The organism is Duganella kummerowiae, from assembly GCF_053572355.1.
The window spans coordinates 1-16,580 of record NZ_JBKFEH010000019.1 but is presented as its reverse complement, the minus strand read 5'-3'; the positions used below and the strand labels follow the sequence as shown (position 1 = coordinate 16,580).

Genomic DNA, 16,580 nt, shown 5'->3' with positions numbered 1-16,580 from the left:
CCGCGCTTCTGTCACAATTCCCCCATGGAGAGACAACCAAGGGAGGGTAATGATGTTGCGGAACATGCGGATAGGGGTGCGCCTGGGGGCCGGCTTCGCGCTGGTGCTGGTCTTGATGCTGTTGCTGATCGTGGTGCTGTCGTTGCGCCTGGGGAGCATAGGCGCGGCCAGCGACCGCATGACGCGCGAGGAGTGGGTCAAGGCGGAAGCGGTCCACACCATCAACGCCACCACGCGCGCCAATGCGCGCCGTTCGCTGGAGCTGTTCGTGGCGCCCGATAAAGCCTATGCCGAGCGCTCCTTTACGGAGATCGCCGCCAACCGCAAGATCATCGACGAAGCGCTGGAGACCCTGACCCGGCTGGTGGTGCGGCCCGAGGGCAAGGAACTGCTGGCCAGGCTGAAGACCGACCGCGCCGCCTACGTGGCCTCGTTCAGCAAAGTGGGCGAACTGTACAAGTCCGGCCAGCGCGAGCAGGCCGCCGCCCTGATGGTGGGCGAGACCCTGCCGGCCCTGGACCAGCTGCAGGGCGGCATACGCGAGCTGCTGGCGCTGCAGAAGCGCCTGGTGGAGGAGGGCGGCGCCGCCATCCACGGCGAGATCGCCGCCACCCTGCTCCTGGCGCTGGTCCTGGGCGGTGCCGCGCTGCTGATTGGCGCCTGCGGCGCCTGGGCCATCACGCGCTCCATCACCGGTCCCATGCAGCGCGCGGTGCAGGTGGCCGAGCAAGTGGCGGAAGGCGACCTGGGGGCCCGCATCGACACCAGCGGCGGCGACGAGAGCGCCCGCCTGCTGCGCGCCCTGGCGCGCATGAACGACAGCCTGGCGCGCATCGTGCGCGAGGTGCGCAGCGGCACCGACAGCATGGCCACCGCCACCAGCGAAATCGCCAGCGGCAACCTGGACCTGTCGGCCCGCACCGAGTCGCAGGCCGGCGCGCTGGAGCAGACCGCGTCCTCGATGGAAGAGCTGACCTCCACCGTCAAACAGAACGCCGACAACGCGCGCCAGGCGCGCCAGCTGGCCGGCAGCGCCGCCGAGACCGCGCAGCAGGGCGGCGCCACCATGGACCAGGTGATCGACACCATGGGGGCCATCGAGGCCGCCTCGCGCAAGATCGTGGACATCATCGCCGTGATTGACGGCATCGCCTTCCAGACCAACATCCTCGCATTGAACGCGGCGGTGGAAGCGGCCCGCGCCGGCGAGCAGGGGCGCGGCTTCGCCGTGGTGGCCTCCGAGGTGAGGGCGCTGGCGCAGCGCTCGGCCATGGCGGCGCACGAGATCAAGGCCCTGATCGGCGACTCGGTCGGGCAGGTGGAACAAGGCGGACGGCTGGTGGCCCAGGCCGGCGGCACCATGCGTGAGCTGGTCCAGAGCGTGCGGCAGGTGGCCGACATCGTGGGCGAGATCACGGCCGCCAGCCAGGAGCAGTCGTCCGGCATCGAGCAGATCAACCAGGCCATCATCGCCATGGACAATGTGACGCAGCAGAATGCGGCCCTGGTGGAGCAGGCCGCGGCGGCGGCCGGGGCGCTGCAGGACCAGGCCGAGCGGCTGACGCAGGCGGTCGGGGTGTTCCGCCTGGGCGCCGGACAGGAAGGCGTCGCGCTGGCAAGCCCCGTGCAGCATGGCGGCCGGGCGCTGGCGCTGGCCTGATCAGGGCGGCGCGGCCGCCACGCTGTGGGCGGCGGGGGCCTTTTCCTCCACCGCCACCAGGCCGACGCTGTGCTGGTCGTCGAAGATGAAGAAGCGTATCCAGATATTGCCGCTCCCGGTGCGCAGCAGGTATTGCGAGAAGGTCGGGGTGTCGCCGGGGATGTGCTCGGCCAGGTTGGGGATGCGCAGCTTGTCCAGGATGGCCTGGGCGCTGCCGCCGTTGTGGGTGACGAAGCCGCGCGACATCGGATGCTCCAGGTCGACGCGGATGCCGCCCATGGCCTTGATGCCGGCGTCGTAGCTGCGGAAGGCGTCGTCGGCCGACATGCGCGGCGCGGGCGGCGCGAAATAGCGCTCGCTGACGCGGCCCTGGACCGGCACCAGGGTGCGGCCCGCCACCACCCAGCTGCGCTCGGACTCGGCCTCGCGCTGGTGCTGGCTGGCGGCTCTTTTGGGCAGCTCCAGGTAGGGGAAGGGCGGCACCTTGCGGGCGATCGGGTAGTAGCTGGTGTCGATGGGCGGCGGCGCGGGCGGAAGGGCCGGAGCAGCCGTCACCGGCTTGGGCGGCGGCACCCTGGGGTGATCCTGCGGCCGCTCGCAGCCGCCCAGGCCAATAGACAGGCCAGCAGCCAGGGCGAGGGCCGCGCCCAGCGTGGTCGCGGTGGAACGGAGTAGCGGGGCTGTCATGGCGCGGCGGCAGGATGGAACCGTAACAGCGCCGAGCATAGCAGGATTTTGAAATCGATGTCCCGCGCCGCCGCGCGCGGGCCTGGCACAAGGAGACGCATGGAATATCGCAAGCTGTCGCGCCGCGACTTTATGATCACTGCCGGCGCCGGCCTGGCCGCGCTGGCGCTGCCGGCAGCGGCCGGCGCTGCCACGGGTTTGCCTGCGAGTCCGGGCAATCCCGCCGGACTGTCGCTGTTCACGTCCGTCGACGGTGTGTATCCGGGCGGACCGGGCGAGACCCAGATGAAGTTCAGCTATCCCTGGCCGGAACCTTCTGTGGAATTCGGCGGCCTGTGGTTCGCCTTCGAGATCATCACCTTCGAGAATGCCTACGCGGTCGATCCGGCCCGGGTGACGGTCACGCGCGGGCCCGATACGCTGCGTTTCGTGGCGGCCGGCTACACCTGGGCCGGGGGCCAGGAAAGTGCGCCCGGCCACCTGGAGGCGGAGCTGCGGCGCATGCCCGACCAGTCGCTGCAATGGCAGGTGGCGGTGCGTTTCGGGCGCGACGTGAAGGCCGTCAAGACCATCGTGCGCGGGCTGCCGCGCGGGCGGCTGTCGGTATCGGCCGGGCGCTGGCAGGACACCCGGGACGACGAAAAGATCTTCGAGTATCCGGACCTGATGTCGGGCATGGGCACGCCGCTGGTGGCGATCGAGGCCAAGGACTCGGAACAGGTATGGGCCATCTCGGCGCTGCAGGACCAGGTGCGGCCGGCCCGCTTCTACCTGCAGCCGGGCGCCCAGGGATACAAGGCCGAGCTGCTGTACGAGCAGGCCGGCTGGGAGCGGCGCGGCGAGGTGCGCACGCACCGCTGGCGCATAGTCGCGGCCGCCGGCTTCGAGGCCGCCGTGCGGCCGCACTTCGAGCATGTCGAGCAGGCCTACGCCATTCCGCGCTTCGAGACCCGCGCCGACGCGCCGGACTGGATGCGCCACACCGGCCTGGTGCTGGCCCTGCACGGCCAGCACTGGAGCGGGCGCATCTTCAACGACTACGCGCGCCAGCTGGAAATCCTGCGCTGGGCCGCCACCCGCACCGATCCGCGCACCACCATGGTGTTCCTGGCCGGCTGGGACGCCCGCTACTACTGGGATTATCCGGCCTTCGAGGTAGATCCGCGCATGGGTGGCGAGGCCGGCTTCCGCCGCATGATCGAGGAAGGACGCAAGCTCGGTTACCGCTTCCTGCTGATGTTCGGCTCCAACATCGCCAACCCGGCCGCGCCGGGCTACGCCGCCATCGCCGACGCCCGCGTGCGCACCGTGTACGGCGAGCCGATGGCCAGCAACTACGTGGACTGGGACGGCGACCGCAAGGGCGAACCCTCCATGGTGTTCATGAACCTGGCCGTGGCCAGCTGGCGCCGGCACCTGGCGGGACGGATCTCGGCCATGGTGGAGCGCTACGGCGTGGACGCCTATTTCCTCGACATTTGCGGCATGTGGGAAAACAATCCGGACGGCGACATGTTCCTCGGCACGCGCGAGCTGGTGCGCGAACTGGCGCGCCGCCATCCGGGCGTTGCGGCGGTGGCCGAGATGCAGTACGACGCCCAGATGGGCATCATCCCGATGGCGCACGTGAGCCGCTACGCCCAGTATCCGCAGGCGCACTACGACCACGTGGCCTCGTTCTCGCACCTGAGCCGGCCGGCGCCGGGATCGGGCGCCACCGGGGTGCATGAGGCCGGCTACGGCAAGTACCAGCCGGTGACGCTGGAGCAGCGCGAGATCCCCACCATCACCTTCGCCGGCGATACCTGGGAGCGCCACCTGGCCCTGGCCGAGGCCGACATCGCCACCGCCAACCTGCGCTATGCGCGGCGCGGGCGGCGTACATGATAGGCCCCTGCCGCAAATATTGATCAGGATAGAGGGGAAAATAGAATGATCGCGACAGTCACCGTGCAGCTGCCCACCTACCTTCTGCAGGAGCTCATCGCGCGCCTGCGCCGCGACCGTGGAGCTCAGGATATGTCGGAGGGTATCGCCCACGCCTTGCGCTACTGGCTGGAAGACGCCGCATTCGGTTGAGGCCAGTTGAGCGGGGTGCCTCCGGCCCACGCGCCAGACGGGGGCTGCGAAAACGCCGTTCTTTGTGCCGCGCGCTGGAAGACGCTGCCTTTGGTTGAAGCCTGGTCAGCCTCGCACCAGCGGCAGCCACAAGCTGAATACAGTGCCGCCGGGGCCGGAGCGCCAGGCCACGGCGGCGTCGATGGCGGCGGCGCGGCGCTGCTGGTTGCGCAGGCCGTGGCCGCCCGCCGCCATGGCCGCCTCCATATCGAAGCCGGCGCCGTTGTCGGCCACTTCGACCAGCACGCCCCCATTCTCAGCCGCCGTGCTGACGCGGATTTCACTCGCGCCGCTGTGGTGCAGCACGTTGGCGATGCCCTCCTGCACGATGCGCAGGATATGCAGCGCCGCCGACGGCTCCAGCCACGCCAGCGGCGGCACCGGCCGCACTTCCCAGTGCAGCGCGACCCCGGCGCTCTCCAGGCGCGGTTCCAGGCGGTAGCGCAAGGTGGCCAGCAACAGCAGCAGGTCGGCCTCGGCCGGCTCCAGCGAATCGATGGTCAGGCGCAAATCGTCCAGGCAATCCTTGAGGATGGCGGACACCCGCCCGCCGGCGCCGCCCTCGTGCTCGACCGAGCGGATGGCGCTGATCAGCGACGATCCCAGCCCGTCGTGCATGTCCTGCATCAGGCGCTGGCGCTCGTCGCTGATGGTCTGCCGCAGTTCGCTCTCGCGCAGGCGCCGGTGGCTTTCCTCCAGCTCGGCCTCGCGCTCGCGCAGGCGGTGCGCCAGGCTGGCGTTCACATGCTCGACCTCGGCAATGGCGGCCAGGTAGCGCCGTACCATCAGCGCGCCGAAAGTGAGGAAGGTGACGCCGTTGCTGTAGGCGCCCAGGAACCAGCTTTCCGGACCGATGACGTCGTTGTGGCCCAGCCAGTCGCTGATGTTGAGGAGCACGCAGGCCAGCAGCCCGGCGTCCACCAGCCGCCCCTCGCTGGAGCGGCGCCAGGCATGGTAGCCGCCGGCCAGGGCCACTGCCGCGCTCAGCAGCAATGCGATGGCGTAGCACGTCCCCAGCACGGCCTGCGAGTTGGGCAGGCCCAGCGGCGGCAGGGTGGCGATCCCAATGACGGCCGTGGCCGCCACCGCCGTCCACGTCAGCCAGCGCAGCGGCTGGCCGTGCAGCTGGCGCAGGAAGAAGTGCAGGGCCAGCACCAGCCAGTACAGCGAGTTCAGGGTCAGCCAGCCGAAGCTGTCGTTCAGCAGCGGCAAGTCCACGTAGTAGTGCATGTGCGCCACGAAGGAGGTCAGGCCGAGGTAGAAAAACAGCAGGTAGCTGGTCTCGTGGCGGCGCCGCAGCCACACGGCCAGCGCGAACAGGCCGACCGCCAGGAAGGCGGCGCTCAGCATTTCCGGCAGTTCGCGCTGCAGCCACAGGCGCAGCTGGTGGCGCGCGCGCAGGCTGTCCACCGGTCCCAGCCAGAGCGAGGATACCCCGGCCACGGTGTCCGCCGTATGCTCGAGCCGCAGCAGGATCTGGCGCGGCGGCGCCATCCCGCTGCGCTGGTCCAGCACGGCCCAGGTCGGCGTGAACAGGCTGTTCCACAGCGGGCCTTGCTGCTGGGCCAGGTACACCAGCCTGCCGTCTGCATAGATGGCGATGCCGCCATTGGTCTTGAGCCGCACGCCATACAGGGCCAGGGGGCCGCGCCAGCCGGGCGGCGCGTCCACCGCCAGCCGCACCCAGGTAACGCGCACGCCGTCATCGCCTGAGTCTTTGTCTGGCAGCGCCAGCGGCAGGGTGGCGCGGCGCCAGCCCGGCGGCAGCCGCTCCGCCTCCACGCGGTCCGGGGCCGGGCTGAAGCCGGGCGCGGCCACGGTTTGCCATTCGGCCGCCGCCAGGTGCAGCGCGCCGCCGCCATCCCCGGCATAGCGGCTGGCGCCGATGGCCAGCACCAGGGCGCAGGCGCCCAGCAGCAGGGCTGCCAGCCAGGCGGGACGGATGTGGGAGGCGGATGTGGTCATCTGGAAATTGTACGATGGAGCGCCGTGCCTAGCCACTGTCGAAATTCCACAAGGAAATCGGCGCTACAATGTGCGCTGAGCCATCTGTCCGGAGCCTGCATGCCCGTCCCCTTCTCGCGCGGTATCGCCGCTGTGCTGCTGGCAGCCGGCGCCGGTGCGCAGGCCGCTACACACGCCCTTGCCGGCCCCATGACTCATCCCGGTTCGCATCCAGGTTCGCGCCCCGGTTCGCCCTCCGGCTGCTCGCGGCCCATCGTGGTGCCGGTCTCGCCCACCGGCTACAGCGTGATCGTGCGGGGCGAGCAGGTGTCCGGCGTGTTTCCCGACGCCCTGCGCGAACTGGGCGCGCGCCACGGCTGCAGCTTTTCCTTTCCGGTAGTGCCGCGCGCCCGCGCCAGCTACATGTTCTTCGACAGCGGCGAGGCCGACCTGCTGCTGCCGGCCTCGCGCAGCGCCGAGCGCGACGCCGTGGCTGACTATGTGCCCATGATGAAGCTCAGGATGGCGCTGGTCAGCACCCGCCGCCATCCGGTCGCGGCGGCCAGCGTACAGCAGCTGGTCGAGGGCGGCGCCTGGCGCGGCGTGACGGTGCGCGGCCATGTGTTCGGCGACCAGTACAATGCCCTGCTGCGCGGCCTGGAGCAGCGCGACCGCATCGCCTATGTCAGCGCGCTGGTGCTGGTGGCGCGCATGCTCAAGGCGGGCCGCGCCGACTTCACTATGGTGGCGCCGCGCTAGGGATTGCAGTTTTCGCTGGGCATCCCGGGAACTTGGTATCATTTCCGGCTGCCGGCTACCCGCCGGCCATTTTCTTACTACGTCGGAGAGAACCAATGACCTTACGTCTGCTGCTGCTGGGTACCGCCTTGGCGGCAACCAGCGCCCTGGCCGCGCCGCGCGGCTTCACCGTGGAGGACCTGGCCGGCATGGAGCGCGTGGGCGCGCCCGTGCTGTCGCCGGACGCCAGCCGCGTCGTGTACACCGTGCGCACCACCAACCTGGACAAGAACCGTGGCAACACCCAGCTGTGGATGCTGGACCTGCGCCATCCCAAGGCCGCGCCGGTACGCCTGACCCAGGCCGAGGCCAGCAGCACCGATCCGGAATGGTCGCCGTCCGGCGACGCCATCTACTTCCTGTCGGCCCGCTCCGGCTCCAACCAGGTGTGGCGCCTGCCCCTGGCCGGCGGCGAAGCCGCCAGGGTCACCGACCTGCCGCTGGACGTGGAAAACTTCCGCCTGTCGCCCCAGGGCGACCGCCTGGCTCTGAGCCTGTCCGTGTTCCGCGACTGCGCCGACCTGGCCTGCACCAAGTCGCGACTCGATGCCCAATCTAAAAACAAGGCCAGCGGCAAGGTCTACGACAAGCTGTTCGTGCGCCACTGGGACACCTGGGCCGATGGCCGCAACAATGTGCTGTACAGCGCCCCCATCGATGCCAGCGGCAAGGTCACGGCGCAGCCGGTGGCCCTGAGCGGCAGCCTGGATGGCGACGTGCCCTCCAAGCCCTTCGGCGACCACGAAGAATACAAGTTCAGCCCGGACGGCAAGACCGTGGTGTTCTCCGCGCGCATCGCCGGCAAGACCGAAGCCTGGTCCACCAACTTCGACGTCTACAGTGTCCCCGCCACTGGCGGCACGCCGGTCAACCTCACCGCCGACAACCAGGCCTGGGACACCAAGGCCACCTATGCGCCGGACGGCAAGACCATCGCCTACCTGGCCATGGACAAGCCCACCTTCGAGGCCGACCGCTTCCACTTCGTGCTGATCGACGTCGCCACCGGCAAGAAGCGCGTGCTGGCGGGCGACTGGGACCGCTCGGTGGCCGACTTCCGCTGGACCCCGGACAGCAAGGCCCTGCTGGCCAATGCCGACGATGTCGGCCAGCACCGTTTGTTTTCCATCGACGCCGCCAGCGGCAAGGTCACGCCGCTGACCGAGAAGGGCTACGTGGCCGCCTTCGACGTGGCGCGCGACACCGTGGTGATGGCGCACGCCAGCCTCAGCTCCGGCGCGCAGCTGTACCAGTTCAAGCTGGGCGCCAGCGCCGCCAAGGCCCAGCTGACCCGCAACAACGAGGCGGCCCTGGCCGACGTCAAGTTCGGCGAGTTCGAACAGTTCTCCTTCACCGGCGCCAATGGCGACACCGTGTACGGCCACGTGATGAAGCCGTGGAACGCCGAGCCGGGGCGCAAGTATCCGGTGGCCTTCCTGGTGCACGGCGGCCCGCAGGGCAGCTTCGGCAACTCCTGGAGCTACCGCTGGAATCCGCAGGTGTATGCCGGCGCCGGCTACGCCACCGTGTTCATCGACTTCCACGGCTCCACCGGCTACGGCCAGAAGTTCACCGATTCGATTTCCGGCGACTGGGGCGGCAAGCCGCTGCAGGACCTCAAGCTGGGCCTGGAAGCGGCCGTCAAGAAATACCCGTGGCTGGACCGCGAAAAAAGCTGCGCCCTGGGCGCTTCCTACGGCGGTTACATGATGAACTGGATCGCCGGCCAGTGGTCCGACGGCTTCAAGTGCATCGTCAACCACGACGGCGTGTTCGACACGCGCGGCATGGCTTACTCCACCGAGGAAATCTGGTTCACCGAATGGGAAAACGGCGGCAGCTACTTCAACGTGCCTGAGCAGCATGAGAAGTTCAACCCGGCCCTGTATGTGAAGAACTGGAAGACCCCGATGCTGGTGGTGCAGGGCGACCTGGACTTCCGCATCCCCACCGCGCAAGGCCTGGGCACCTTCACCGCGCTGCAGCGCCAGGGCATCCCCAGCAAGCTGCTGTTCTTCCCGGATGAAAACCACTGGGTGCTGAAACCCGCCAACTCCATCCTGTGGCATCACACCGTGATCGACTGGCTGGACACTTACCTGAAAAAATAAGCGCAGTACACCGCACGCCCGCCCCCGCGCGGGCGTTTTTACGCCTGAAGGAAACCCATGAAATCCATGACTCCCCGCCTGATCGTGCTGGCGCTGGCCGCCGCATTCGCCACCGCCAGCCTGGCCGAACAAGCCGCGCCACAAGCGCGCGCCGAGAACCCCTATCTGTCGCAAGCCGACGCCGCCGCCCGCGCCCAGCGCGTCAGCAACGTCGCCTATGAATTGCAATTCGCCCTGACCGGCAAGGAAAGCTTCAGCGGCAGCACCACCCTCAGCTTCGACCTCAGCGACGCTTCCCAGCCGCTGACGGTGGACCTGGACAAGGCCACCATCCGCAGCCTGAGCGTGAACGGCAAGGCCGTCACCCCGCAATACAACCAGTGGTTCATCACCCTGGCCCCGGCCGATCTGAAGGCTGGCCGCAACAGCGTCACCGTGGTCTACGAGCGCCTGCACAGCACCAATGGCGAAGGCCTGCACCGCATGGTCGACCCGGTCGACCAGCGTGTCTACACCTACACCCACTTCGAGCCGGCCGCCGCGCACCAGATGTTCCCCGTGTTCGACCAGCCCGACCTGAAAGCCACCTACCGCATCACCGTGACCACGCCAGCCGACTGGGTGGTGTCCTCCACCAAACGCGAGGACAGCGTGCAGGACATCATGATCGATGGTGTGGCCTCCAAGCGCTGGACCTTCCCGGCCACCAAAAAGCTCAGCCCCTACAACTTCTCCATGCACGCCGGCCCCTATAAAGTATGGGAAGACAATAGCGGCAAATACCCGATGCGCCTGTTTGCGCGCCAGTCGGTGGCGGCGCAAGTCTCGCCCAAGGACTGGTTCAAGTACACGGCCCAGGGCCTGGCCTTCTTCGACCAGTATTACGGCGTACCCTACCAGTTCGAGAAATACGACCAGCTGCTGGTACCGGACTTCCTGTACGGGGCCATGGAAAACGCGGCCGCCATCACCTTTGCCGAGGGCCGCTTCCTGCACAAGGAAGAGATGACGGCGGCCCAGCGCCAGAGCCTGGCCAGCGTCATCATGCACGAGATGGCGCACCAGTGGTTCGGCGACCTGGTCACCATGCAGTGGTGGAACGGCCTGTGGCTGAACGAGAGCTTCGCTTCCTTCATGGGCACCCTGGCCACGGCCGAAGCCACCGAGTTCAAGCAAGCCTGGCAGTCGTTCTACTCGGGCGGCAAGCAGGACGCCTACACCCAGGACCAGCGCGTCACCACGCACGCCATCGAAACCCCGGTGCCGTCCACCCGTAACGCCTTCGACAACATCGACGCCATCACCTATTCCAAGGGCGCTTCCACCCTCAAGCAGCTGCGCCATTTGCTGGGCGAGGAAGTGTTCCGCCAGGGCGTGCACAACTACCTGGTCAAGTACCAGTACCAGAACGCCCGCCTGGACGACTTCATCGGCAGCCTGGGCGCCGCCGCCGGACGCGACCTGGGCGCCTGGACCCAGCAATGGCTGTACCAGCCGGGCGTGAACACCATCACGGCCCGCTACAGCTGCAAGGGCGGCAAGGTCAGCGGCTTCAGCCTGGAGCAGAGCGCACCGGCCGATTACCCCACCCTGCGCGAGCAGCGCGTGCAGGTGGCCCTGTTCAAGCGCGGGCCCCAGGGCCTGGCACTGGCCAAGAACGTGGCTGTCACCTACCGCGGCGCCAGCACCGCCGTGCCGGCGCTGGATGGCGCCGCTTGCCCGGACCTGGTCTATCCCAACTACCAGGACTGGGGCTACGCCAAGGTGCAGCTCGACCAGCGCTCGTTCGCCACCGCCAAGTCCAGCTTGAACCGGGTTGATGATCCGCTGCTGCGCTCCATGCTGTGGCAAAGCCTGTGGGATGGCGTGCGCGACGGCCAGCTGCCGCTGACCGCCTACCTGGACACGGTGCTGGCACAGGCGCCGTCCGAGCGCGACTACACGCTGCTGGGCGACATCGCCGAGAAAACCGGCGCCGCCGCCGAGTACCTGGACAAGATGGGACCGCAAGCCGCCAAGGCCCGCGCCCGTTTGCTGCCGCAGCTGGAAACCATGGCCTTCAAGGCCGCCATCCGGGCCCAGGGCGACAACAACTTCCAGCGCCGCTGGTTCAGCCTGTATCTGAACCTGGCCGCCACCCCCGCCGCCCTGGACCAGCTGGCCGCCATCCTGGCCGGCAAGCCGCTGGTGCCGGGCCTGAACGTCAGCCAGGACTTGCGCTGGAATATAGTGGCGCACCTGAACCGCTACGCCTATCCGGGCAGCGAACAGCTGCTGGCGGCCGAGCAGACGCGCGACAACTCGGACAGCGGCCAGGCGGCCGCCGTGGGCGCCGCCGCCGGCCGTCCCGATGCGCGCGTCAAGGAGGAGTGGCTGGCCACCATCACCGACCTCGGCACCAAGCTGCCGTTTTCCAAGGTGCGGCGCGCCATGGGCGCCCTGTATCCAGCCGGGCAGGGCGCACTGGACGAGCAGACCGCCGCGCGCCGCCTGGCGCTGCTGGGCCAGTTGGACGCCAGCGCCGGCCCGGTCTACATGCGCGCCTACGCGGCCAGCATGATACCGGCCGCCTGCACCCCGGCCAGCGTGCAGCGTCTCAAGGATGGACTGGCCGCCATGCCCGCACTGTCGGCCGGCACCACCCGCCAGCTGCGGGTGGCAATACAGGAAGACCAGCGTTGCGTTGATATGAAGAAATTAATCACCGTACAATAATTGCCGCCCTGGCGGTGCCCGCCTCGCATCTGCGAGCGCCGCCTTGCTGCTTCTCCATCAAAAAGCCGTCATCTGACGGCTTTTTTGTTTTATGCCGCCTAACGGCGCCTATCTGATCAAATTGGCGATCATTTCCACCAGAAACTGGAAATGTATGGACTTCAATCGATTCGTTCAATAACAACAGCCTGCGCCATGGTGCGCCGGGCGAGAACGCCTTTACTGCCGGGCTGGCCATATTTTGTTTGGTTTTTGACCAAGAAAATCAAATACGCAATATTAAAATTTTGTTACAAGATTTACATAGATTGCTATATTTTGTTGAGCTTTTATCAAAAGCCGCAAGCAGGCGCAGACCTTGCCAGAAAGTAACTCACTTCCAACATAAGGCCGAGAAATGAATCGCATACCCTTGTTCCAGGCACGCTTCCGATATGCCGCCGGCGCGGCTGTTGCTCTTGCATTGTTGCCGGTCCTGCCGGCCGCCGCCGCCACGCTGACCTTCAACACCCAGGATCCCGCCATTTTCTTCGGTGGCGACGTGATCACGGAAGGCGCCTACAGCCTGCAGGTGAATGACCTGACCGGCGCCGGCTTGGCCGGCGCCATCCTGGACGGCACCAGCCCCTACAGCTGCGATATCGCAGCCTGCCCTGCCAGCACCAGCAACTATTACGCCGGCATCAACAACAGCAGCCTGACCCTGAGCCGTGCCGACAGCACCGGGTTCAAGCTGAGCAGCCTGAGCTACGCCTTCCTGCCGCCCGTGCCCACCCTGGACCCTTACAGCTATGGCGAACTGACCCTGGTCGGCACGCTGGCCTCGGGCGCCACCGTCAGCACCAGCCTGGCCTTCCCCGAACTGGTTGGCGGCTATTCGCCCTTTGCCAGCGCCAGCCTGGGGGCCGGCTTTACCAGCAATTTCTACACCAGCATCACCATCAGCGCCTGCCTGTACACCGGCAATGGCAGCGAGTGCGTGGCCGACAGCGATAACCTGGCCCAGTTCGCCATCGACAACCTCAGCGTGACTGCCGTGCCTGAACCGGCCACCTACGCCATGCTGGGCCTGGGCCTGGGTGTCCTGGCCTTGCGCCGCCGCCGCGCCGCCGTCCCATCCGTCTAAGCTGAAAGGTCCACTTCATGAAACTGCGTCCCATTTCCGCCGCCGTTATCTTCGTGTTGGCCGCTGCCAGCGCCCGGGCCGACGACGTGCGCCGTTCCTACATCGTGCAGCTGGCCGACAAGCCGGTCGCCACCTACACCGGCACCGTGGCCGGCCTGGCCGCCACCCAGCCGGCGCCCGGCCAGCGCCTGGACGTCGACGCCTCCACCGTGCAAAGCTACATCAGCTACCTGGACGGCAAGAAGGCCGCCGTGCTGGGCACCATTGCCGCGGCCCCCGTCACCTATGAATACAAGGTCGTGTTCAATGGCTTTGCCGCCCTGCTGACCGACGCCGAGGTGCGCGCGCTGAAGAAAAACAGCAGCGTGGCCAACATCACGGCCGACTCCCTCATGCAGCTCGACACCAGCTATACCCCCACTTTCCTGGGCCTGGATGTGCCGGGCGGACTGTGGGCCAAGGCCGGCGGCCAGGGCCACGCCGGCGAGGACATGATCATCGGCATCGTCGATGGCGGCATCTGGCCGGAGAACGCGGCCTATGCCGACCGCGTCGACGATAACGGCAATCCCAGCCATAGCGGCGGCACCGTCGTGTACGACGCGCCGCCGGCCGCCTGGAAAGGCAGTTGCCAGGCTGGTGAAGGCTTCTCCGTGGCCAATTGCAACAACAAGCTGATAGGCGCGCGCTACTACAACCTGGGCAACACCGCCCTGCACTGGACCGAATTCGCCTCGGCGCGCGATTCCGTGGGCGGCTCCTCGGGCGAGGGCGGGCACGGCAGCCACACTTCCAGCACGGCCGCCGGCAACGCCGCCAATCCGGCCAACGTCGGCGGTGTCGACATGGGCAAGCTGTCCGGCATGGCGCCGCGCGCCCGCATCGCGGCCTACAAGGTGTGCTGGACCGACCCCAGCCGTAAAAACAGCTGCGCCACTTCCGACAGCGTGGCTGCGATCGAGCAGGCCACGCTGGATGGCGTGAACGTGATTAACTTCTCCATCGGCCCCAATGCCGGCGGCGGCAGCTTCAGCGAAGCCACCGAACTGGCTTTCCTGGGCGCGGCGTCGGCCGGCGTGTTCGTGGCAGCCGCCGCCGGCAATTCCGGCCCCCAGTCGACCGCGCCAGCGCCGGTATCGCACATCAGCCCGTGGTTGACCACGGTGGCCAACTCCACCCACAACCGTCTCTACCTGGGCAGCGCCACCCTGGGCAACGGCACCGTCCTGACCGGCGCCTCCGCCAACGCCAAGACCCCCAGCGCGCCCCTGATCCTGGCCCGCAACGCCGGCCTGGCCGGTGTCGACCCCGGCAATATCAAGCTGAACCAGTGCTTCGGCCCGGCCGACAACGTGGCCGCCCTGCTGGACCCGGCCAAGGTGAAGGACAAGATCCTCGTGTGCGACCGTGGCGACAACGTGCTGGTCAACAAGAGCGCCAACGCCAAGACCGCCGGGGCGGCCGGCGTCATCATCGGCAACGTCAGCGGCGGCGCCACCACCATCCTGAACCAGCCCCATTCGCTGTCCACCCTGCACATCGCCCTGGCCGACGCCACTGCCCTGAAGAACTATGTCAACGGCGGCAGCGGCGCCACGGCCTCGCTGGGCAATGTGCGCTACATCATCGACACCAGCACCGCCGCCCCGATGATCGCCGGCCTGTCATCGCGCGGACCGAACGTGGCCAACGCCAACATCCTCAAGCCCGACCTGGCGGCTCCCGGCACCGACATCCTGGCCGCCGTCAGCGCCGACCTGACCCAGGCTGAGCGCGACGCCGTGGCCGGTGGTGCGCCGGCCCCGCGCAGCGAGTTCGCCTTCCTCAGCGGCACCTCCATGGCCAGCCCGCACGTGGCCGGCGTGGCCGCCGTGCTCAAGCAAAACCATCCGGACTGGACCCCGGCCGCCATCAAGTCGGCCCTGATGACGACCGCATACGACACCTACAATGACGGCCAGAACGGCTCGGTGGCGTGGGACGCGACTGCCAGGACCACCGGCAATCTGCCATGGGGCCAGGGCGCCGGCCAGATCCGGCCCTCGCTGGCCAACGACCCCGGCCTGGTGTACGACGCCACCGAGCTCGACTACGCACGCTTCCTGTGCGGCCTGAACATCCCTGTCTACAGTGCCTCCACCTGCAACAGCGTGGGCGGTATCGCGCCCTACAACCTGAACCTGCCCTCGCTGACGGCGGCCGCGGTGCCGGGCGCCCAGACCCTGGTGCGCACCGTCACCAATGTCGGCGCCAGCAGCGCCACCTACACCGCCAGCGCCACCATGAACGGCTATGCGGTGGAGGTGTCGCCATCCACCCTGACCCTGTCGCCGGGCCAGAAAGCCAGCTACAGCGTGCGCCTGACCCGCACCACGGCCCCGCTCGACACCTGGGCCTACGGCCAGCTGACCTGGAGCGACGGCAGCCACACGGTGCGCAGCCCCATCACGGCGCGCGGCACGGCGCTGGCCGTGCAAAGCGCGGTCTACAGCGAGGCCACCACCGGCAGCAAGCTGCTGACCATGGGCTCCGGCGTGGCCGGCGCGGTCACCCTGGCCAAGGGCGGCCTGGTGCCGGCCACCGTGTCGGCTGGCACGGTCACCACCTATACCACCCCCAATCCGCCGCTGGACTGCTTTAACGGTGGTGCTCCCGGGGTCAACTACTACACGGTCAACGTACCGGCCGGCGCCCTGGCGGTACGCTTTACCCTGCGCGAAGCCGATACCGGCGGCCGTGAGCAGAGCGACCTGGACCTGGTGGTGATACGCGGCAGTACCATTGTCGGCACCGGCTACTCCAGCAGCGCCAACGAGGAAGTGTTCCTGCAGAACCCAGCGGCCGGCACCTACAAGGTGTGCGTGCTGGGCTATGCCCCTGCCAACGGGTCGGACACCTACAAGCTCAACACCTGGGTGATCACCAATGGCGCTTCCGGCGGCAACTTCAAGGTGGGCGCGCCCAGCACGGTCTCGGTGGGCGGCACCGGCACCGTGGGCATGTCCTGGTCCGGCCTGGAGGCCGGCAAGCGCTACCTGGGCTTGATCAACTACCTGGTGGGCGGCGTCACGCGCGGCACCACCCTGCTGGAGGTGGATGCCACCGATCCTGTGCCCGCATTCAACAATTCGCGGACCAAGAATATCCCGGCCCAGTAAGCCGGGAGACAGGCGCGGCCAGCAAGCCGCCCCCGGACTGCGACGCGGCCGCTGGCCGCGTTGTTGTTTGCGGCCAAGCTACCCGGCTACTGGCTGGGCCGGCCGGCAGGATGGGGGGCTGGTTATTTGGCGTGGGCGCCGCCCAGGCCGGGCGTGCCCGTCACGCAATGCCCGGCACGGCACAGGGCGCCGGGATCGGGCGTGACCGAGCAGGTCGACATCAGGCCGGCGCGCTGGTCCTCGGCGCGCCGGGGGGGGGGGGG

At 68.1% G+C, this 16,580-nt stretch carries 10 protein-coding genes; 8 read left to right on the top strand and 2 right to left on the bottom strand.

Annotated elements, in window-relative coordinates; genetic code table 11:
* Nucleotides 1-49: 49 nt before the first annotated feature.
* Nucleotides 50-1,660: a methyl-accepting chemotaxis protein gene (locus tag ACLB1G_RS23385; protein ID WP_491629655.1), complete on the top strand. Its 1,611-nt coding sequence runs from the start codon at nt 50-52 to the stop codon at nt 1,658-1,660.
* Here the strand turns inward: ACLB1G_RS23385 and ACLB1G_RS23380 are convergent, their stop codons facing one another.
* Nucleotides 1,661-2,347, bottom strand: coding sequence for a hypothetical protein (locus ACLB1G_RS23380; protein ID WP_491629654.1), 687 nt, complete (start codon nt 2,345-2,347; stop codon nt 1,661-1,663).
* 99 nt (nt 2,348-2,446) lie between these two features.
* Between ACLB1G_RS23380 and ACLB1G_RS23375 the strand changes: the two genes are divergently transcribed.
* Nucleotides 2,447-4,234, top strand: a complete 1,788-nt coding sequence (locus ACLB1G_RS23375; protein WP_491629653.1) for a hypothetical protein — start codon at nt 2,447-2,449, stop codon at nt 4,232-4,234.
* A 45-nt stretch (nt 4,235-4,279) separates the two neighbouring features.
* A complete protein-coding gene (locus ACLB1G_RS23370; RefSeq protein WP_491629652.1) occupies nt 4,280-4,426 on the top strand; it encodes a hypothetical protein in 147 nt (48 codons plus the stop codon).
* A 105-nt stretch (nt 4,427-4,531) separates the two neighbouring features.
* On the opposite strand, the gene ACLB1G_RS23365 is transcribed toward ACLB1G_RS23370, so the two are convergent.
* Nucleotides 4,532-6,430 carry a sensor histidine kinase gene (locus ACLB1G_RS23365; RefSeq protein WP_491629651.1) on the bottom strand — a complete coding sequence of 633 codons (1,899 nt, stop codon included), beginning with the start codon at nt 6,428-6,430 and terminating at the stop codon, nt 4,532-4,534.
* Nucleotides 6,431-6,529: 99 nt separating this feature from the next.
* On the opposite strand from ACLB1G_RS23365, the gene ACLB1G_RS23360 reads away from it, so the two are divergent.
* From ACLB1G_RS23360 to ACLB1G_RS23340, 5 genes are all read left to right on the top strand, one after another.
* Nucleotides 6,530-7,168: a hypothetical protein gene (locus ACLB1G_RS23360; RefSeq protein ID WP_491629650.1), complete on the top strand. Its 639-nt coding sequence runs from the start codon at nt 6,530-6,532 to the stop codon at nt 7,166-7,168.
* A 95-nt stretch (nt 7,169-7,263) separates the two neighbouring features.
* A complete protein-coding gene (locus ACLB1G_RS23355; protein WP_491629649.1) occupies nt 7,264-9,318 on the top strand; it encodes a S9 family peptidase in 2,055 nt (684 codons plus the stop codon).
* 57 nt (nt 9,319-9,375) lie between these two features.
* Entirely contained in the window at nt 9,376-12,033 is a 2,658-nt protein-coding gene (pepN, locus tag ACLB1G_RS23350; protein WP_491629648.1) for an aminopeptidase N, read from the top strand.
* Between the two features lie 397 nt (nt 12,034-12,430).
* Nucleotides 12,431-13,159, top strand: a complete 729-nt coding sequence (locus ACLB1G_RS23345) for an NF038120 family PEP-CTERM protein (protein WP_491629647.1) — start codon at nt 12,431-12,433, stop codon at nt 13,157-13,159.
* 17 nt (nt 13,160-13,176) lie between these two features.
* Nucleotides 13,177-16,317: a S8 family serine peptidase gene (locus ACLB1G_RS23340; RefSeq protein ID WP_491629646.1), complete on the top strand. Its 3,141-nt coding sequence runs from the start codon at nt 13,177-13,179 to the stop codon at nt 16,315-16,317.
* The last annotated feature ends 263 nt before the right edge of the window (nt 16,318-16,580 follow it).